We start from the raw sequence: 18,713 nt of genomic DNA on the forward strand, positions 1-18,713 counted from the left end.
GAGGCTGACCTCCTTAATCCTGGTTTTTCACGACTTTGTGGACATCGCCGCGACGAGCGAACTCCCACCCCCCTCTCAGGAGGGATCCACCGGACCGGACAGGCTCCTGAGAGGGGGGTCCCCACCGGTCTTGCCGACGGAGTGCCGTCACCCCGAGGGCTCTCATCGGCTCGTCGCGCCGTCCCCTTAGGAGGTCCCGTCGGAGACGGACGTGAGGGACCATCCCCGCATGCGCGGGGAACACAGAGCCTTGATCAGCTCGTCACGGTCCACACCGGGACCATCCCCGCGTGCGCGGGGAACACCCTTGTTGACCTGAGGGTTTATCGGCGGGGAGGGCTGAAATTCATTACTTCTGTTGAGTTGGACATCTCGGGCATGGTGTCTCTTGGGGAGAGGCGAATGCTGGTAGCCAGGGTAGTGATCGGCCGGGCTCTGGGTGGCTTCGTGGGGTGGGTGTCCACAGCCTGTGGGATCAACGCGGGTCGTACGGATGAAAAGGCCTCAGGCCCGGGTTCGGGGTGACCGGGCCTGAGGGGTTCGGGGTGACCGGGCCTGAGGGGTTCGGGGTGTTGGGTCAGCCGATGGCGTAGGCGCGGGTGATCGTCTGGGTCAGGTCGGTGCCCGAAGGGTCGGTCACGGTCGCGCGGAGGGAGACGAAACCGGGCGTACGCGGGTTCGGCACCATGCTGGTCCACCCGGAGCCGGTACGGATGACCGGGATCCGACGCCAGTGCGCCCCGTCGTCGACCGACATCTCCAACCGGATCGAGGTCCGGCTCGACGACCACCCCGAAGTCCCGGCCGAAGACCTGGTCGAGGAACCAGAGGAAGTCCCGGCCGAAGAGCCGGCCGAGGAACCAGAGGAAGGTGCGGCCGAAGAAACAGAGGAAGACGCGGCCGAGGAGTCCGAGGAAGGCCCGGCCGACGGTGAGGAGCCGGGGTTGTGGTCGAGCCAGAGGGGGAGCCGGGTCAGGCTGCCGGGCTTGGCGCGGTTGAAGGGGTCCAGGCCCGCTGGGCCGTACCGGACGGCGGTCAGGGGGAGCGGCTGTTCCTTGGCCGTGGTCGCCGAGCGGAACGTCCAGGCGGACTCGACGGCGGTGGACAGTGTCGAGTACGGCACCTGCCTGCGCATCGACGCGGTCAGCGTGTAGGTCCCCGGCCCGGCGGGGAGGGCGGTACGGAGTTCGCAGGTTCGCGTGTCGAAGGCGTCACAGTCGACGAGGTCGGCCGTGGCCAGCGTCTTTCCGTCCCCGGTGAGGGTGGCGGTACCGGTCGCGGCGCTGTCGGAGCCGGTTCTCTCCCGGCCGCCGTCGGCGAACATCCCCGCCCCGGTGAAGAGCAGTTCGTCGCCGGTGCGGCCGCCGTTCGGCAGCAGGAACGACGGACCTGTGACGGCGGCGTTCACGGTCTCGCCGGTCTGTCCGCGCCTGGCGAGCCCGCCCGCGCCGAAGACGATGGAGCCACCGACCTGCAGGCCGTCCTCGTAGGCCACCCCGGGGGTCCGGTAGTGCACGAGCGTTCCCGGCAGGGGGATGCCCCCGACGGGAATGCCCATGAGTGTGCCGGGGAACTTGTCGGAGGAACGCCCGGACATCGGCGCCCCGGTGGCCGCGGTTCCCGAGGCGCGGTAGGTCGTGGTGATCTTCGCGAGGTCCCGCTTCCTGGCGTCGTAGACGGGGTTGTCGGGGAGGCCGTCGGTGTGGTGGTCCACCAGGTCGTAGACGTAGGGGCTGGGCGTGACGTCCTTGCTCAGCCATGTGGTGTGCAGGTCGTAGGTCAGGCCCGCCAGACGAACCGGGACGAAGCGCTGGGAACCGACGTCAGCAGTCGCGAAAGCCGTTGAGCTCCACGCGCCGTGGACCAGTCCGAGGTCGAAGCCACGTTGGCGTTCGGCGGTCGGGTCGTCGAGGGTGGCCCCGGCCGCTCTGCCCTGACGCGCGTCCGTCGTCAGGCGGAGGTCCGCACCGTCGACCTTGAACGGGGAGACGGCGGTGGTGAAGGAGCTCCTGCCGTCCACCCGTTCCGCTGTCTCGGTGAAGAGGTTCCAGTCGCCCTTGGCGAGCCGTACGGTGGCCGTGCCGTTCTGGAACGCCAGGCCCATGGTCTTGCCCGACTTCGCGTCGTAGATCTCGGCCATCCAGGGATCGACCGGCTGCCCCTGCCTGTCGAGGGCGTTGACGGTGACGTCGTAGGACTCGGGTTCGACGTACGCGCCGGCGAAGGTGCGGACCACGGTGTCACCGGAGGTGGCGGTGACCGTCCCCACGTGCTCTCCCGGGGCCTTGCCGGCCGCGTCGACGGTGACCGTGACCGAGGCCTGTCCTCCGGCGGGCACGTCGAGGCGCTGGGTGCCGAGCCGGAGCACGTCCCCCTCCACGGTCAGGTCGAGGCTGACCGGGGTTTCGCCCGCGTTGGCGTAGGTGATGGTCCCGGTCTTCTCCCGCCCGTCGGGCCCCTTCCAGGGGAAGGCGGCCCAGGTGCCCTCGGACTGGGCCGTGACCTGCTGCCTCAGCGCCCGTCCCACGTCCACCCGCCCGGTGCCCTGCTGGTACGGCGTGGCGCCGGACGTGGGACGGGCGCTGCCGACCAGGGCGGCCTTGAGCCGCTGCCCGGTCCAGTCGGGGTGCCGCTGGGCGAGGATGGCCGCGGCCCCGGCCACGTGTGGTGAGGCCATGGAGGTGCCGCTCGCGGCGACGTGGGGACCGTCGGCGGTGCCCTGGGCCGCCGCCGCGACGATGTCCGTACCCGGTGCGGTGAGGTCCGGCTTGACGGCGTGGTCGCCGATCCGGGGGCCGAGGCTGGAGAAGTAGGCCACCTGGTCCCGCCTGTCGACGGCACCGACCGCGAGGGCGGCGTCGGCGCCGGCGGGGCTGCTCACCGGAAGGCTGCCGCCGTCGTTGCCCGCGGCGACGACGAACAGGGTGCCGGTCTCCGCGGACAGCGTGTTCACCGCCTCCTCCACGGGGTCGATCCCCGGCTGGTCGTCGTAGCCCAGGCTCATGTTGACGATCTTGGCCTTGACCTCGCGGGCGGCCCATTCCATGCCCGCCAGGACGGCGGAGTCCGAGGGACCCAGCTCGCCGCCGACCTTCCCGATGGCCAGCCGGGCACCGGGGGCCACTCCCCGGTACTTCTCCCCGTTGCCCGCGACGATCGAGGCGACGTGGGTGCCGTGGCCAAGGGTGTCGCGGATGTCGGGATCTTCGCTGAAGTTGCGCTCCTGGGTCACCACGCCCTTCAGGTCCGGATGGTCGGGGTCGTAGCCGGAGTCGAGCACGGCGACCGTGACGTCCTTGCCGGTCAGCCCCTGCTTCCACGCCTCGGGGGCGCCGATCTGCGCGGTGCTCCGGTCGAGGCTGAAGGACCGGCGGCCGTCCAGCCAGATCTTGGCGGTAGCCGGAGCCAGGGTACGGCCGCCCGCCAGGTCCTTCCATGCCTGGGCCGCGCCGTTCTTGGGCAGGTGGAAGGCGGCCATGCCGAGGCCGTCGAGCCGCCGCAGACCCCGCGCGCTCCCGAGGGCGGGGGCCGGGCCGTTCTCCGACCGGGTGATCAGTGGGATGTCGGGGGTGTCGGCGTCGCCGTACCGCCACTGGAGCAGTTGGGTGACGTCGAACAGCCGGGGGTCGAGCACGCCCTTGGCGATCAGGGGCTGGGCGTCGGAGGGGGTCACGTGCAGGTGCCCGTCCCGCGTCCGGCTCGCGAAGACGACCTCCGTACGGCCGGGGCCGGGGATGATCCGGTGTCCACGGCCGACGATGACGACGCGGTCCCCGGTGATCAGGGTGACCCCGTCGGCCGGTTGAGGTGGTTGGGAGGGAGGCGTCGGGGTGACGCCCAGGGCCGTCGCCGCGAGAGCGACGGCGAGGAACGGTTTGCCGAAGATCATGGCCTTCCTAGGGGTTGAGGGGGATGTGTTCGCCCAGGGTCACGCCTTCGCGAGCCCTTCCAGGTCACCGTGGGCGAACGCGGAATGTCGTTACTTGGGAAGCTCGTCCGTCCACTCGGTGGCCAACGCGATGGCATCCTTGGACCAGGTCACGCTTCCGTCTCCGCCGAGAAGGAAGTTGGTGCGCTTCACCTGGGCGGTCTCGGGGTCGACGACCAGCTTGATCTCCCAGCCGTGGTCGTCGGGATCGGGGATGGCCAGTGCCTGGCCGCCCTCGACCGCGCCCGTGCTCCTGACCTCCGGTGTCGTGGCGAGCGCCTTGAACGCCGCGGCGCGGACCTCGGGGGGCGTCGGCAGTTCGGAGATGAGCGTGATCAGGGGGAAGAGCGGTTCGTCTCGCTGCTCGGACAGGCTCATGTCGTCGGGGTTTCCCTGACGCTGGACGATCCAGGTCTTCAACGCCTCGGTCGGTCGGCAGCCCTGCGAGGTCGTCGAGGCTGATGTCCGCGCCCTTGAGGGAGAGCGGGTTCCTGCTCTGCAGGACGGTGTCGGCGGGGTCTCCCGGCATGGCTCTGGTCCAGCGTCGGCCGTCACGTCTGGTCCAGCTCTCTATCGGAGGTATGTCCGAGTTCAGGAAGGTGGACGTGACGTGCCAGTAGGTCCCGGTCGTCTGGGGCGTGCGTTCCGCGCTGACGGCCGCCATGAGCAGGATCTCCTTGCCGGAGAGGTCGCCGACCGAGACGGCGGCCGAGGTGACCGTGGCCGCCAGGGCGACCGAGGGCACGAGCCAGTTGACGCGGCGGCGGTGCCGGGTGCGGCCGTCGATCCGATCCTGCAGCCGTCCCCGGCTGCGCAGGAGGACCTCGCGGGACGGTTCGGGCTTGGTGAGCAGGGCGGCGATGTCGTCCAGGTCATCCACGGACCTTCTCCTTGTCGATGAGGGTGAGGATCTTCGCGCGTGCCCGGCTGAGCCGGGACCCCACGGTGCCGACGGCGATGCCGAGCGCCCTGTAGTGCCGTGTCTCCTTGCGCCTGTGCCTGGCGATCAGATTGGTGGCGATGCCGAAGAGCCAGGGCCGCAACTCCCCGAGTACCGGGTCGAAACGGTCACGTCGGTCGAAGGCCACCAGGAACGTCTCGGCCGCGATGTCCTCGGCGATCTGCGTGTCCAGCCGCCCGGCGACGTACAGGTGGACGTCACGGTGGTAGCGGTCGTGAACGACGGTGAACAGGTCGGGGTCCCGCCGGTAGCGGGCGACGAGTTCGGCGTCGGTCAGCTCATCCGCTTCGGTGATCAAGCTCTTGTCTCCGACATGAGCCTGCCTTTCGGTCGGTGGGTGCTCTCACCATCTCTTCGCCGCAAAGCCAGATCATCTTCCCGTAGGGCAGAAACCCATCCCGCACAGCAGAAAGCCGCCGCGTCCCTCCGGCTCAGCGGGGACGCGGCGGCCGTACGGCGACGCCTCACCGTTGTCCGTGCGACCCTCGCAGGGCGAGGGCCGTGGTGACCGTACCGAGGACGGTGACGACGGCGAGACCGAGGACCATGGAGCGGGCGGAGGCGACCAGGGACGAGCCGCCGAGACTGAGCAGGATGCCCGCCAGGGCCGAGGCGACGGTGTAGGCGATGAGCTGGGTGGTGCTGAGCGCCGCGGCGGCCTTGGCGCCCTCCCGTTCGTCGTCGGTGCTGCGCATCGCGGCGACGCTCAGGTGCGGGTAGGCGACGCCGATCCCGACCCCGGCCAGGACCAGGACGGCCGCCCAGAGCGCGACGAGCGGCCCGGAGGCGTCCGCGCTCTGGAGGAAGCCGTACGCGAGCAGACCGGCGGGCAGCAGGAACGATCCGCAACGGACGGCCAGGGTCTTGGACCGTTCGGCGGTGATGCCCACGCTGAACAGCTGGGAGACGACCCAGCCCGCGGAGACGGCGGCGCCGAGGAAGCCCGCGACGAGCGGGTTGAGGCCGCCGAGCCGCTGGCCGAACAGCGGGATGAAGTTCTCCGTCATGACCCCCGCGCACAGCACCGCGACGGTCAGGTAGATCCACTTCAGGCCGTTGCCCCCGAGATAGGTCAGCCGGGGGAGCACGGTCGCGGCACCACGCCTGTCGACGACGACGAACGCGACGACGAGCACGGCGCCGACGGCCACCCCGCCGAGGGTTCCCCAGCCCTGGGGCAGGGTCGAGGCGACGCTGAACGCCGCGGCCGCGAGGGTCAGCACGGCCAGCGAGAGCACGGGTACGGCTTCGCGGTCCGCCTCGGACCGGGTGTGGCCGGGAAGCGCGCGGCGGGCCAGGGCCGCCAGGACGAGCGCGACGGCGGCGAGCAGGCCGAAGGCCCACCGCCACGCGCCGAGCTGGGCGAACAGGCCGCCGAGGGTGGGGCCGACGAGGGTGCCCACACCCCACATGGCCGAGACGAGTCCCGCCGCGCGGGCCCAGAGCCGGTCGGGCAGCGCGCCCCGGATCACCGCGTATCCGAGCCCGGCCAGCAGGCCGCCGCCGAAGCCCTGCACGACCCGGCCGACGAGCAGGAGTTCCATCGTGGGGCTCAGCGCGTTCAGGGCGGCCCCGGCGGCGAAGACGAGGAAGCCCAGGACGTAGGCGCCGCTCGCCCCGAGGGACACGAGGAGGCGGCTGACGAGCATCGAGGCGATGACCGCGGCCATGAGGAAGCCGGTCGCGACCCAGGCGTAGTACCGCTCTCCGCCGACCTCCTGGACGATCGAGGGCATCAGGGCCGCGGTGAGGTAGAGGTTCATCGCGTAGAGCGCGACGCCTCCGGCGAGAACGAGCGCCGCGGCCAGGTGATCACGGCGGAACAGGTCTCCCCAACTGCCTGGGCGAGGACCTTTTTCCGGGGAGCGCGGAGGTGTTTTCCCGATATCTTCCGTGGATGACGCTGCCATGGCCGGTAAGCTATGACCTCAAGTCCACTTGAGGTAAAGAGGGTATGGACAAGCTCACGCCGACGGACCTTCTCAGCGTGGGAGAGGTGGCCCGCCGCGCGGGTGTCGCCGTCTCCGCGCTGCACTTCTACGAGCAGCAGGGCCTCATCGTCTCCGAACGTACGGCGGGCAACCAGCGCCGCTACCGCAGGCACGTCCTGCGACGCATCTCGTTGATCCTGGTCGCCAAACGCATGGGCATCCCGCTGGCGGAGGTCGCCCAGGTCTTCGAGGGCCTGCCCGGCGACCGGATGCCCTCCAAGCGGGACTGGGAGCGCATCTCGCGCCGCTGGGCCGCCCTCCTTGAGGCCCGCCGCCGGGAGATCGAACGGCTCGAACGGGAGCTCACCGGATGCATCGGCTGCGGCTGTCTGTCCCTGCGGCGCTGCCGCGTCCTCAACCCGCAGGACAGCCTGGCGGAGGAGGGGACGGGCGCCACGCGACTGCCTCCGGCTCTCCCCGGAGAGGACGAGTGACCCTTTCCTGAGGCCTTGGGGCGCGTTGACCGTTTGGGTGGAATCCCAGTTCGAGGGATATTTACTGTTAGTAAAGTTTCCTTTATATTTGGATTTCCCCCCAGCGAAGGAATCAACATGCGCAGAACGATCTCAGTCGCATCAGCGACGGTCATCGCGTTCGCCACGGTGTTGCTCACCGCCACGCCCGCGTCGGCGCACGGTTACATCACCTCTCCTCCCAGCAGGCAGGCCCTGTGCGCTCAGGGCAAGGTCTCCAACTGCGGCCAGATCATCTGGGAGCCCGCGAGCGTCGAGGGCCCGAAGGGCCAGCACAACTGCAGCGGTGGTGACGCCCGCTGGTCCCCGCTGGACGACGACAGCAAGGCGTGGCCGGTCACCAACGTCGGCAGCAGCGTCACGTTCAACTGGCGGATCGAGGCCCGCCACTCCACCAGCACGTGGCAGTACTACGTCGGCAACACCCGCGTCGCGGAGTTCAACGACCGTGGCAAGATTCCCGGCTCCACGGTCTCGCACGTGGTGAACCTCGGCAACTACAGCGGCCGTCAGAAGATCTACGCCATCTGGAACATCGCCGACACCGCGATGGCCTTCTACAACTGCGTCGACGTCAACGTCGGTGGCGGTCCCGACCCGTCGCCGACCCCCACCGTGACCCCGACCGTCACGCCGACCGCGACCCCCACCGTGACCCCCACGGCCACGCCGACCGTGACCCCGACCGTCACGCCCACCCAGGGCCCGGCCTCCCCGTGGGCCGCCGGCACCGTCTACACGTCGGGCGCCCTGGCGATCTACAACGGCACCACCTACCGCTGCCTCCAGCAGCACACCGCCCTCCCCGGCTGGGAGCCGCCGAACGTCCCGGCCCTCTGGCAGCGCCAGTGATCCGGTGACGCCAGTACGTCACTGAGAGCCCGCGCCCCCTTCACCGGGGACGCGGGCTCTCCCCTTTTCCCACGGAGACCACCATCCGGGACCACCATCCGGGACCACGACCCGGAACCGCCGGCCGGGCCGTACGTCCGGAGCCGTCAGGCGGGCCGTACGGTCGCCGGAACCCCTCGTTCGGGCTGTTTGTCGGTGGTGGGGGGTAACGTGCCGGGTGTGAGCGACGAGCACCATCCCTACGAGGGCGAGCGCTGGCAGCCCGGCGACCTCGTGCTGGACGCCGAGGGCGGCCTGTTCACCCGCGCGGGCCTCGCCGACCAGGCCAGAGGCAAGCCCTGGGGTTACCCCGACAACCGCACCCGCTGTCTCACCGGTGAGCCCTTCGTTCCCGAGGGCATCGCCGGTGAGGACTTCCCGATCCGCCCGCTCACCCTCATGCTCCGCGACGGCCGCCCCATCCTGCCCGGGGTCCCCGACGACATCTCCGCCATCGACGGCACGGCCGCCCGCGACGCCGCCGTGGCCTCCGGGGTCGGCGGCCTGTTCCTCGCCGCGACCGCCTTCGACCCGGACGGCGCCGGTGACGTCAGGGCCGCCAGACTCCGCGCCGACCTGCTCGACAGCGTCGTCATCGTCGACAACGTCCGCGACCTGCACCGCATGTTCCGCGGCGCCGCCGACGGCCTCCTCGTCGCCCTCGCCGAGGCCCAGCAGAACGACCCCGACCTCTGACCCACCCGGTTCAGAGCTCGCCGGTCAGCATGGCACGGGCCACCCGGTCCCTGACCCCCGCCAACTCGGCCTCGACTTCAACCGACCCCGTCAGCGGATCTCGGCGCGGGACACGCGGAGCGCGCCCAGGGCCGCCGGGAGGGCGATCCACAGCAGGACCGACGTGGCCAGCCGTACGGCGTCGCCGCCCGTCATGGTGCCGGTCGCCAGAGGGCCGGTCGTGTTGCCCAGGTCGAACCACTCCGCCAGGACGCGGCCGGTCTCGCCGAGTCTGCTGACGACGCTCCACAGCATCGTGTTGGTCAGGCAGACCACGATCGCGACGGGGGCGTTCAGGGACAGCAGGCCGAAGGCGGAGCCCATCGCGGTCAGCAGGACGAACGTCGCGGCCATGCCGGGCAGGGCCAGGGGAGGGACGGCCCAGTCGGCCGGGACGTGCCGGACGGCGGCGACGACGGCCGTGGCCGGCACCGCCACGAGCAGCGCGAACACCGTGGCCACCACGGCGACGGCCAGCGGCGGCAGGAACTTGGCGGCCAGCACCCGCGTCCTGCGGGGTTCGAGCGTGAACGTGGTCAGGGCGGTCCTGTGGCTCCATTCGCCGGTCACCGACAGTACGGCGAGCACGGGCAGCAGGATGCCGAACCCGATCCCGGCCGTGCCGGTCAGGGTGAACAGCCGGGGACCGGCGACGAGGCCACGTCCGACGACGGAGGCGACCGTCAGCGCGACCAGGACCGCCGTCAGGACCTTCCCGCTCCGGGTGTCGAAGATCTTGCGGGTCTCGACGAGCAGCAGCCTGTGGAAGGGGATCGAGGTCACGCCGCGCTCCGGTCCGTGTCGGAGGTGAGGTTCAGGAAGACTTCTTCGAGCGAACGGCCGCCGCCGAGCCCGTCGACCGACCCCTGGGCGAGGACCCGGCCCCGGCCGATCATCACGACGTGGTCGGCGATCTGCTCCACCTCGTGGATCAGATGCGAGCTGAGCAACACCGCGCAGCCGGAGTCGGCCAGGTGGCGCAGCAGTTCGCGCAGCCACCGGATGCCCTGCGGGTCGAGGCCGTTGGCGGGTTCGTCCAGGATGAGCGTCCCGGGGCGGCCGAGGAGCGCGTGGCCGATGCCGAGCCGCTGCCGCATCCCCAGCGAGTAGCCGCCGACCGGGCGCCGCGCCTCCTGGCCGGTGAGCCCGACCAGGTCGAGGATCTCCCCGACCCGCGACTCCGGCAGGCCGAGCGTCGTCGCGCCGAGCCTCAGCACCTCCCGCCCGCTGCGGCCCGGATGCAGGGCGCCCGCGTCGAGCAGCGCCCCGACCCGGGTCCCGGGGTTGCCCAGCCCGCCGTACGGCAGGCCGTACACGGTGGCGGAGCCGGAAGTGGGGCGGGAGAGACCGACCAGGACGCGCAGGGCCGTGGACTTGCCCGCGCCGTTCGGCCCGAGGAACCCGGTGACGCCGCCGGGCTCGACCGTGAAGGACACGTCGTCGAGTGCCCGGACCCCTCGGTAGACCTTGCTTACGTGACTGAACTCGATCATGCGTCAAGTCCACCGGATCCGGCGCCGCCGGTCATCGTCCCTGGGGCGAGAGGGATACCGACCCAGGTATCGCCTTCGGAGGTCAGGGTGTGGACCCAGGTCGCTGGGGGCACAGGGCGGCGTTTCCTAGGCTGGTGGCGTGCGGGAGAACACACCACTGGACCGGCGGGGCGAGGCCCTGCGCTATCTGTGCGCGGCGCTGCCCATGCTGTTCTACGGCGTCATCCTGGTCATGGGGGCGTCGCGTTCGCCGGACCGGCTCGTCCCCATGCTGGTCGACATCCCGCTCGGGGTGGCGGGGCTGGTCCTGATGCGCTGGCGCCGCCGCCTGCCGTGGCAGACCGCGCTGGCCACGGCCCTGCTGACCAGCTTCTCCGTCACCGCGACCGGCCCGGCCCAGGTCGCCTACGTCTCCCTGGTCACGCACCGCAGGTGGCGCTGGACGCTGCCGGTCGCGGTCGCGTCATGGCTGTTCCTGCTGGTCAACACCACCCGGTACGGCCTCACCTCGGCGGCCGTCGTCAGCCAGGTCACCGGGACCGTGATCCTGGGCGGCCTGACCCTCTTCGGGCTGTATCTCCGGGGGCTGCGCGACCTGGAAGCCTCCCGGCGGGAGGCCGGGCTGGCCGCCGAGCGCGAACGACTGCAGCAGATCGAGCAGACCAAGCTGGCCGAGCGGGCGAAGATCGCCCAGGAGATGCACGACGTCCTGGCCCACCGGATGTCGCTGCTGTCGATGCTCGCCGGGGGCCTGGCCTACCGCAAGGACCTGGGCCCCGAGGAGACCCGGGAGATCGCGCTGGCGATCCAGGAGAACGCCCACCGGTCGCTCAACGAGCTGCGGGCCGTACTCGGCACGCTCAGGAGGGACGGCGCGCTTGAGGCGCCGCAGCCGGGCCTTGAGCACATGGGGGCGCTGTTCGAGGAGGTGCGCGCGGCCGGGCAACGGGTCGAGGTCGCCGACACCGTCGAGGACCGGGAGTCGCTGCCGACGCAGACCGGCCGCCACGCCTACCGCATCGTCCAGGAGGCCCTGACCAACGCGCGCAAGCACGCGCCGGGCAGTGAGGTGGCGGCCGAACTGGACGGCAGGCCGGGCAAGGGGCTGCGCATCCGGGTGAGCAACCCGGTGTCGTGGGGGACGCCCCCGAGCCCCGGCGGGGAGCACGGGGGGCACGGGCTGGTCGGCCTGGCGGAACGGACCAGGATGGCCGGGGGCACGCTCGACCACGCCGTACGGAAAGGACGCTTTGTTCTCGATGTCCATCTTCCGTGGGAGGCTTGACCCGTGATCCGGCTGGTGATCGTGGACGACGACCCGATGGTGCGCACCGGGCTGCGGCTCATCCTCGGCGGCGAGCCCGACCTGGAGATCGTCGGGGAGGCCGGGGACGGCCTGCGGGCCATGGCCGTGATCCGCGACCTCGAACCCGACGTCGTGCTGATGGACATCCGGATGCCCGAGCAGGACGGGCTGACCACGACCGAACTGCTGCTGTCCGAACCGGACGCCCCCAGGATCGTCGTGCTCACCACCTTCGACGCCGACGACATGGTGTTGCGGGCGTTGCGGCTCGGCGCCGCGGGCTTCCTGCTGAAGGACACGCCGCCGCCCCGGATGGTCGAGGCGGTCCGCGCCGTCGCCAGGGGCGAGGCGGTGCTCTCGCCGAGCGTCACCCACCAGGTGATCGCCGCCGCGACCGGCGGGCCGTACGGCGCGCAGGGGCCGCACGGCCCGTATGACGTGGGGGCGCGGCGGGAGCTGGACAGGCTCACCGAGCGTGAGCGCGAGGTGGCGGTCGAGGTGGCGCGGGGCGGTTCGAACACCGAGATCGCCGAACGTCTCCACATGAGCGTGGCGACCGTCAAGGCGAACGTCACCCGGATCTTCGCCAAGCTCGGGGTGGAGAACCGCGTCCAGGTCGCGATGAAGGTCCGTGACGCCGGGCTGCTGTGACCCGCTTGGTCCAGGAGGCACGGCTTGCCCTGGAGTGGACTCCAGCACCTAGAGTGCCGGTCACCGAAAACGACCATCGAAGGAGCACGACCGTGCGCTACCGCGTTCTCGGCGGCACCGGCATCGAGGTGAGCGTCCACTGTCTGGGCACCATGATGTTCGGCGCGGTGGGAAACCCCGACCATGACGAGTGCGTCCGGATGATCCACACCGCGCTCGACCAGGGCGTCAACTTCGTCGACACCGCCGACATGTACTCGGCGGGCGAGTCGGAGGAGATCGTCGGCAAGGCGCTGCTCGGCCGCCGCGACGAGGTCGTCCTCGCGACCAAGGTCCACTTCCCGATGGGCGAGGGCCCCAACCGGAGCGGCAACTCCCGGCGCTGGATCGTCAAGGAGGTCGAGGAGAGCCTCAGGCGGCTGAGGACCGACTGGATCGACCTCTACCAGGTCCACCGCCCCGACCACAGGACCGACATCGAGGAGACCCTCTCCGTCCTGAGCGATCTCGTACGGCAGGGCAAGATCCGCGCCTTCGGCTGCTCGTCCTTCCCCGCCGAGGAGGTCGTCGAGGCCTACCACGTCGCCGAACGCCGGGGACTGATGCGCTTCAGGACCGAGCAGCCGCCGTACTCGCTGCTGGCCAGGGGAGCGGAGCGCTCGGTGCTGCCGACCTGCCGGCGACTGGGCATGGGGGCGCTCACCTGGAGCCCGCTGGCCTGGGGCTTCCTGAGCGGCAAGTACCGCAAGGGGCAGGACATCGACCTCACCACGGGCCGCGCCGCCCTGGCGCCCGCGCGTTTCGACCCCGCACTGCCGTTGACCGCGACCAAGCTCGACGTCGTCGAGCAGCTCGTCGAGGTCGCCGACGGACTCGGCTGCACGCTGCCCGAGCTGGCCGTCGCCTTCCCCGCCGCGCACCCGGCCGTCACCTCCGTGATCATCGGGCCGCGGACCCCCGCCCAGCTCGACGCGACGCTGAAGGGGGCCTCGCTCGTCCTCGACGACGCGACCCTCGACCGGATCGACGAGATCGTGCCGCCCGGCACCGACGTCTACCACCCGGACGGGGCCTGGCAGCCGCCCGCGCTGACCGACGTGGCGCTGCGCCGCCGTACGACGGACGACCGCGCCGCGGTCTGATCCGTCCTGCCCTGATCTGTTCCGTGGCGGGGGGTCGGCTGCTCCCGCGACGGAAGTCTTCCGCGGCGAGGTTCGGCCGTTCCCGCGGCGGGAGTCTTCCGTGGCGGGGGGTCAGCCCTTCCCGCGGCGGAAGAAGGAGCGTCTCCTCCGGGTCGGGGGTTCGGAGGAGGCCGGGGGGTCCTCGACGGGATGGCGTTCGCGCCACTCGGCGAGGACCTCCTCGACGTCGAGGGTCGGCTGGAAGACCGGCGGCCCCGACAGGGGTTTGCCGTGGGCGACGCGGATGCGGGCGTTGAGCTCGTCGATGATCTTCCGGGCCTCGGCCTCGGTGCGCGCGTCCACCGCCGTCGCCCTGGAGTCCTCGGCGTCCTTGCGCAGGGCGAGCGTCCCCGGCAGCGGGAAGGAGAGGTTCTCCTCCTGCATCTTCCGCTTGATCCACCACATCTCGTCGTCCTGCTTGCCCCCGCCGGGGATGGGCTTGCCGGCACCGGGCAGGTTGTCGAACTCGCCGCGTTCGGTGGCCTCGCGGATCTGCCGGTCGATCCACGTCTCGAAGCTGACGCCGAGGGGTTTGCGCTCTGTCACAAGGCACCTCCGTATCGCGGCCGGTGTTCTTTTCCGAGGATAACCAGGCAGATGTTCCGCCCCGGATCCGAGGCCAAGATCCGGGAAAACGGATTCTCCCGACGTCGGCCATGTGCGGAGGGCCACCGGAAAGAGAACGTCGGTTTGGTTTCGGCCGTGCTTCGTCGGTCTGCCTGGCCATTCAGGGTCTTGGCGAGGATGGTCGCCGTGGAATCGCAGTCCCTCGACGATGTCTCTCATGGTGTTCGTGGTGGTGGCTGACGTGAACTGATAGCGCCTATTTTCCTATGAAAGTGGATATTTACCCGAAAATCTATTTGTAGACCCTTATTTCGTGGCCTGGGCATCGTCGTTGACCTGTCCTCGACAGAGATGACAGGTCAAGCTGACAAAGGGGAAGCGGATGACGGAAGCCGTTATGCCTGAGTACCGGGCGATGATTTCCGGTGACATCGAGGACTACAGCTCACGCAACGCCGGCGAACAGGCCGTTCTGCAGACGACCCTGGCCGGCCCTCCTTGACACCGCCGCCAGGGAGGCGGGGCTCGAACGCCCACGGTGGTGGCGGCAGGTGTCCGGTGACGGGGAGTTCTCGGTGCTAACCGAGCCCGCCTCCGTGCTTGACCTGGCCGGCCCGTTCGTACACGAGCTCGACGTCGCCCTGGCCGTGTGCAACCGCAGGCGGTACGGCGACAACTGGACCCGGGTACGGCTGCGCGTAGCCCTGCACGTGGGGCCCGTGCTCCCTGCCGGACCCATGGGTATCCCCGGTCCGCACGCCGTACAGGTGAACCGACTGGTCAACGCTCCCGCCGTTCGCGAGGCCATGCGGGCGCGCCCGGCTGTCGACCTCGCCGTGATCGTCTCCGACCGAGTCTTCGACGACTACCTGTCCCAGGGATACGGTTACTCCCGGCCGTCACGGTTCCGTCCCATGACGGTTGAAGCCGGAAGACGGCGCTTCTCGGCCTACCTCGACCGTAGGATCCTGCCGGGACCACGTAGGTGGATCTTTAGCTGAGCGAACCCGGTTTCGGTCTCCCAGCGCTCGTGGTAACAGGCGGCGAGTTGCTGCGCGCTCGCCTCCGCGGGATCGAGGATGGTCGTGATGAGGCGGATGTGGTCGCCCCTGCGTTCGGGCACTGTGTAGTCGACCATCCGGACGATCATCGCCTGCTCAGGGTCGAGGTCGCGTCCGAGGCGGGCGTCCTCACGCAGCCGGTCCTTCTGGTCACTACGCAGCTTGGCGGGCTTGGTGATGACCGCGAGCCAGGACCCGTCCTCCAAGCCTTTCAGCCAGTACGGGTGGAGCCCGGCCTGAACCCGCCATAGGAGCTGCGCGCCGGTCGAGGACGCGTACTGCCACGCGTAGAAGCTGTAGAAGCCGCGATCGGCGGTCAGTAACATCTCGGGCGTCAACCGCCCGTATAACGAGTAGGCGAGGGTCTGCTCGCTGTCCCAGCAGCCCGACACGTCCGCCGCGACGATCGCGTGTGAGGCACACTCGCTCATCGCCATGACCCGGGCCTGCGGGTACACGGTCTCGTACCCTCCCGCGCTGTCGTTGGGGAACTCAGCCAGGTTCGCCGCCGTGTCCGGCAGATCGAGGGTGAATCCGTCGATCGCCATCAACCGCCACCGTCCCAGCCACGCTCCTGCGGTCGCCTGTGTCGCAGCCGGGCGCGCAACCCGCTCGAACACCTCCCGGACAACCTCGGCCTCCAGACGCTGCCGGGCCTGGGTGACCGCTCGACGCGTTGGCGGCTCCCACTGCGAGCCCGGCATGGCCGCGAGCAGACCGGTCAGTTTCTCCGCGACCTCCTCGTAGTCATCGTCCGCGAACAGGCACAACGCCATCAGCAAGTAGACGACCACATGAGCCGGGAGCTTCCGCACCCGCTCCTCGCGGCACCCGTGCAGCTCGATTGCCTCGTCCAGGACCTGCCGTGGCACCAGCGACGTCAACGCCCCCAGCCCGACCCGCCGACCTTGATCCACTCCACCATCCGGCGGACACTACCAGCGCAAACCCCTGTCTAAACGACATTGGACGCGGTCGCCCTCGCCACCGCCCAACTCAACACCCACGCTCAGCCCTGGATCTGGGGACGACCATCCCCGCAGCCCCGCATCCTCCGACGCACGTTCGTCTACCTGCTTTAAGGAACGCAGCACTAGCGAATGTAGGCAGGAGTGGCGAGATAGCCGCCGACTCAGCGCCTAACCTGTCCGACAACGATGAGCTTCTGCCGGCCTGGAAGCCCCGTGCAGCGACGGACATCAGCGTCCGACGGGACCATCTTTTCATCGGCCGCGTTTCCGCCAAGCTGAACACGGTCTCCATCAAGAAAGCTCCCGACACCCTTGACGTCCACGCCGCGACGACCATCGACGACTATCGGTTCGGTGCCAGGCGGCCAGATGGGAATGTTGATGCCGTCGCCCGCCTGCAGAACCACACATTTGCTCGCTGCGTGGTAGGCGAGCCGACTCTCGATCCCCACCGCGCCAGTGTCTCCGCCGGTGTGCACCAGGATGACCGGATCACTGCCGATTGCCTGGATCCACCCGGAAGTGGCCGAACAGGCGGCGACCGCCGAGCAGAGCAGCAGGGCCACACCCTTTTTCCAATATATGGAAACCATATTCGAGTCCAGATCATCAATATGGGAGAATGGCCCAGTGGCAAAGCTGGACCATTCAGATTACAGCTTTTTGGTCAGCAGGTGGGACACGTCCATACGTTCCAGGCGGTCCCAAGCCCGTCTGCATCATTGATGCGGTCAGTGGCGACGAACGTAGTCGTCCCTCCAGTTGCCGAGGTAATTCCCCAGGCGGTATTACCGTACCAAAGCGGTCCGCCGCTGTCACCGCCCTGAGCGACCGGGGGAGGGGACCCATCGAATATCACATCGATGCCGCCGAACCAGTCTCCGGGCATACCGGTCATGCGATAGGTGACATCCGAGTCAACGATAGTCCCGCAGTTGTATTCGCCGTCCGTGGTGTGACTCGTCCGGCCGAAGAAGCAAACGCGGGAACCTTCAACGGGACTCGTGCCGTTGGCGGTCACATATCGTGGCCGGTTGAGCGCGGCGTAAAAAGTTCGGGTGAACGTGAGATTCACCGATCCCGACTGGACCAGCCGAGAGAAGTCGTATTGTCGGCTTGCATTCTGAGTGAAGCCGAGAGTAGTTCGGTTTCCGGTATAGTTCGGATGATTGAAATAGAACCAGTACTGATCGCCGGAGAATTCCCAGCAATGCCGCGAGCTGGTGGTGGAGTGGTAGCCGTCGGAACGGATCAGGTTGAAGGCGCTGGTGCAGTTCCAGACCGTTCCGGTGGTGCCGCTCGCGAGAATTCCGCCACCGCGGAGGTAGGGGTCATCGGCTGCGGCACTGGCCTTCTGACCATCGGCTGCGGCACTGGCCTTCTGACCAACGGGCGTGGCGGGACGAAGGTTCAGGTCGTCGCTGACTTTGATCTCGATGCGCATCCGGGGGTTGACCGGAGGCTGGAGCTGCAGGGCGGAGAGCACAGCGCCGCGCTGCCCGGGATCCTTTAGACCCTTCTGTGGCTCGACCTCGAAGTGAATGACGCCGGTTTCGATGTCATATTTACCCACATAGGCAGCCACCTCGGCACGTTTGCCGAGTTCCTTGGAGCTTGACTCAAGCGTCTCTCGCAACTCCTTTTTGGAGAAACCCTTGTCACCTATCAGTTCGACTTCACCCGGCAGCGTCCTGGCTAGCTGGAGCGCCAGTTCTGGAATCTTCCCTTTGAACCCGATTCTCGCCGTACGACCGTCATTGAGAAGGTTGGTGCCGGATGCCTCGTCCGGGAAGGCGCTCTCCAATTTGTTGTGCACCGCCTGCAGAGTGGTCTGCCAGGCATATCTGTTGATGGCCTCGGCATGAGGGATGCCCTCGTCCTCGGCGACTTGGCCGAGATCGATGAGTTCCTCGATTCGAATACCGTCGATCTTGACCGGCGGATAATAGGCCGGGCCGTCCGGCTGGTCGGCTACCTCGGACGGGTTAGCTGCTGCGAGATCGCGCGCGTACTTCTCCAGGGCCGGCCTGAGGTCGGCGCCAGCGCTCTTTGCTTCCGCGACGAGGCGGTTGATAGTGGGTCGCTCGGGCTTCGGCTGGCTCTCACGCGTAAGGGTGACTCGATGGGTTCCGTCCGGGAGTTCAACCGCTTGAATTCCGCCGACCGATGGCACTGGCTCCGTATTTGCTACGGCTAGCTCAGGCGTGAGCGTTAACGCGAGGACGGAGATCATCGCTAGGGCTAATTGTGCTCTCAAGCATCTCTCCATATCGGGACGACATAATCGATTTACGCCATAAATTACCGTGAGTCAGCATGGCCGTATCATTGGCCTTGATGTCCTGCAATACCAAAATTTTTTCGAGTTGGGTGCAATTCCTGTCCAGCACCCGCGCCGCCAAGCCCAAGTGACCCTTTTTCATCCTTAGGCGGCCTGGGCAACGCGGTGGTTCTGAAGGACGGCGATGGCCTTGCAGAGGTGGCCGGCCTTGGAAGGGCTGCAG

17 protein-coding genes are annotated in these 18,713 nt (G+C 69.0%); 7 read left to right on the top strand and 10 right to left on the bottom strand.

The annotated features are described in order from the left end of the window. Positions 1-577: 577 nt before the first annotated feature. The 4 genes from ACIBVQ_RS34785 to ACIBVQ_RS34800 form a co-directional block, all read right to left on the bottom strand. Positions 578-3,889: a S8 family serine peptidase gene (locus ACIBVQ_RS34785; protein WP_399182791.1), complete on the bottom strand. Its 3,312-nt coding sequence runs from the start codon at positions 3,887-3,889 to the stop codon at positions 578-580. Positions 3,890-3,979: 90 nt separating this feature from the next. Next, on the bottom strand, positions 3,980-4,348 hold the full coding sequence (locus ACIBVQ_RS34790) for a hypothetical protein (RefSeq protein WP_399182793.1): 369 nt from the start codon (positions 4,346-4,348) through the stop codon (positions 3,980-3,982). A gap of 452 nt (positions 4,349-4,800) precedes the next feature. Beyond that, positions 4,801-5,187 (bottom strand): RNA polymerase sigma factor, encoded by a 387-nt coding sequence (locus tag ACIBVQ_RS34795; protein WP_399182796.1) that lies wholly within the window; start codon positions 5,185-5,187, stop codon positions 4,801-4,803. Positions 5,188-5,353: 166 nt separating this feature from the next. Next, positions 5,354-6,799: an MFS transporter gene (locus tag ACIBVQ_RS34800; RefSeq protein WP_399182798.1), complete on the bottom strand. Its 1,446-nt coding sequence runs from the start codon at positions 6,797-6,799 to the stop codon at positions 5,354-5,356. A gap of 44 nt (positions 6,800-6,843) precedes the next feature. Here ACIBVQ_RS34800 and soxR point away from each other — a divergent pair, with 44 nt between their 5' ends. From soxR to ACIBVQ_RS34815, 3 genes are all read left to right on the top strand, one after another. After that, positions 6,844-7,314, top strand: coding sequence for a redox-sensitive transcriptional activator SoxR (gene soxR, locus ACIBVQ_RS34805; RefSeq protein WP_386188792.1), 471 nt, complete (start codon positions 6,844-6,846; stop codon positions 7,312-7,314). A 117-nt stretch (positions 7,315-7,431) separates the two neighbouring features. Next, positions 7,432-8,205 (top strand): lytic polysaccharide monooxygenase, encoded by a 774-nt coding sequence (locus tag ACIBVQ_RS34810; RefSeq protein ID WP_399182800.1) that lies wholly within the window; start codon positions 7,432-7,434, stop codon positions 8,203-8,205. A gap of 219 nt (positions 8,206-8,424) precedes the next feature. After that, positions 8,425-8,940: a hypothetical protein gene (locus tag ACIBVQ_RS34815; protein WP_352011235.1), complete on the top strand. Its 516-nt coding sequence runs from the start codon at positions 8,425-8,427 to the stop codon at positions 8,938-8,940. A gap of 90 nt (positions 8,941-9,030) precedes the next feature. Here the strand turns inward: ACIBVQ_RS34815 and ACIBVQ_RS34820 are convergent, their stop codons facing one another. Further along, positions 9,031-9,762, bottom strand: a complete 732-nt coding sequence (locus tag ACIBVQ_RS34820; protein WP_362911393.1) for an ABC transporter permease — start codon at positions 9,760-9,762, stop codon at positions 9,031-9,033. Continuing rightward, positions 9,759-10,472: an ABC transporter ATP-binding protein gene (locus tag ACIBVQ_RS34825; RefSeq protein WP_399182802.1), complete on the bottom strand. Its 714-nt coding sequence runs from the start codon at positions 10,470-10,472 to the stop codon at positions 9,759-9,761. The genes ACIBVQ_RS34820 and ACIBVQ_RS34825 overlap by 4 nt, the downstream gene beginning before the upstream one ends. 139 nt (positions 10,473-10,611) lie before the next feature. On the opposite strand from ACIBVQ_RS34825, the gene ACIBVQ_RS34830 reads away from it, so the two are divergent. From ACIBVQ_RS34830 to ACIBVQ_RS34840, 3 genes are all read left to right on the top strand, one after another. Next, positions 10,612-11,757 (top strand): histidine kinase, encoded by a 1,146-nt coding sequence (locus ACIBVQ_RS34830; RefSeq protein ID WP_362911394.1) that lies wholly within the window; start codon positions 10,612-10,614, stop codon positions 11,755-11,757. 3 nt (positions 11,758-11,760) lie between these two features. After that, on the top strand, positions 11,761-12,429 hold the full coding sequence (locus ACIBVQ_RS34835; RefSeq protein WP_399182805.1) for a response regulator: 669 nt from the start codon (positions 11,761-11,763) through the stop codon (positions 12,427-12,429). A gap of 92 nt (positions 12,430-12,521) precedes the next feature. Next, the gene (locus ACIBVQ_RS34840) at positions 12,522-13,571 is read left to right on the top strand and encodes an aldo/keto reductase (RefSeq protein ID WP_352011230.1); all 1,050 of its coding nucleotides are present in this window, start codon (positions 12,522-12,524) and stop codon (positions 13,569-13,571) included. A gap of 111 nt (positions 13,572-13,682) precedes the next feature. Here the strand turns inward: ACIBVQ_RS34840 and ACIBVQ_RS34845 are convergent, their stop codons facing one another. After that, positions 13,683-14,156, bottom strand: coding sequence for a DUF1992 domain-containing protein (locus ACIBVQ_RS34845; protein WP_399182807.1), 474 nt, complete (start codon positions 14,154-14,156; stop codon positions 13,683-13,685). 596 nt (positions 14,157-14,752) lie between these two features. Here ACIBVQ_RS34845 and ACIBVQ_RS34850 point away from each other — a divergent pair. Beyond that, on the top strand, positions 14,753-15,178 hold the full coding sequence (locus ACIBVQ_RS34850) for a hypothetical protein (RefSeq protein ID WP_362911397.1): 426 nt from the start codon (positions 14,753-14,755) through the stop codon (positions 15,176-15,178). On the opposite strand, the gene ACIBVQ_RS34855 is transcribed toward ACIBVQ_RS34850, so the two are convergent. The 3 genes from ACIBVQ_RS34855 to ACIBVQ_RS34865 all read right to left on the bottom strand — a co-directional run bounded on the left by ACIBVQ_RS34855 (position 15,127) and on the right by ACIBVQ_RS34865 (position 18,382). Then, positions 15,127-16,155 (bottom strand): IS4 family transposase, encoded by a 1,029-nt coding sequence (locus ACIBVQ_RS34855; protein WP_399182809.1) that lies wholly within the window; start codon positions 16,153-16,155, stop codon positions 15,127-15,129. The genes ACIBVQ_RS34850 and ACIBVQ_RS34855 overlap by 52 nt on opposite strands. Positions 16,156-16,370: 215 nt before the next feature. After that, a complete protein-coding gene (locus tag ACIBVQ_RS34860; RefSeq protein ID WP_110698817.1) occupies positions 16,371-16,775 on the bottom strand; it encodes a hypothetical protein in 405 nt (134 codons plus the stop codon). Between the two features lie 101 nt (positions 16,776-16,876). Further along, complete coding sequence (locus ACIBVQ_RS34865) at positions 16,877-18,382, bottom strand: hypothetical protein (RefSeq protein WP_399182811.1); 1,506 nt, start codon at positions 18,380-18,382, stop codon at positions 16,877-16,879. Between the last annotated feature and the right edge of the window lie 331 nt (positions 18,383-18,713).

Origin of the sequence: Streptosporangium sp. NPDC049376 (assembly GCF_044466505.1) — a bacterium.
Classification (GTDB): domain Bacteria; phylum Actinomycetota; class Actinomycetes; order Streptosporangiales; family Streptosporangiaceae; genus Streptosporangium.

Bases quoted from the DNA above. Each gene is read 5' to 3' on its own strand.
- ACIBVQ_RS34785 (WP_399182791.1), bottom strand. From the start codon at position 3,889: ATGATCTTCGGCAAACCGTTCCTCGCCGTCGCTCTCGCGGCGACGGCC.
- ACIBVQ_RS34800 (WP_399182798.1), bottom strand. From the start codon at position 6,799: ATGGCAGCGTCATCCACGGAAGATATCGGGAAAACACCTCCGCGCTCC.
- soxR (WP_386188792.1), top strand. From the start codon at position 6,844: ATGGACAAGCTCACGCCGACGGACCTTCTCAGCGTGGGAGAGGTGGCC.
- ACIBVQ_RS34810 (WP_399182800.1), top strand. From the start codon at position 7,432: ATGCGCAGAACGATCTCAGTCGCATCAGCGACGGTCATCGCGTTCGCC.
- ACIBVQ_RS34825 (WP_399182802.1), bottom strand. From the start codon at position 10,472: ATGATCGAGTTCAGTCACGTAAGCAAGGTCTACCGAGGGGTCCGGGCA.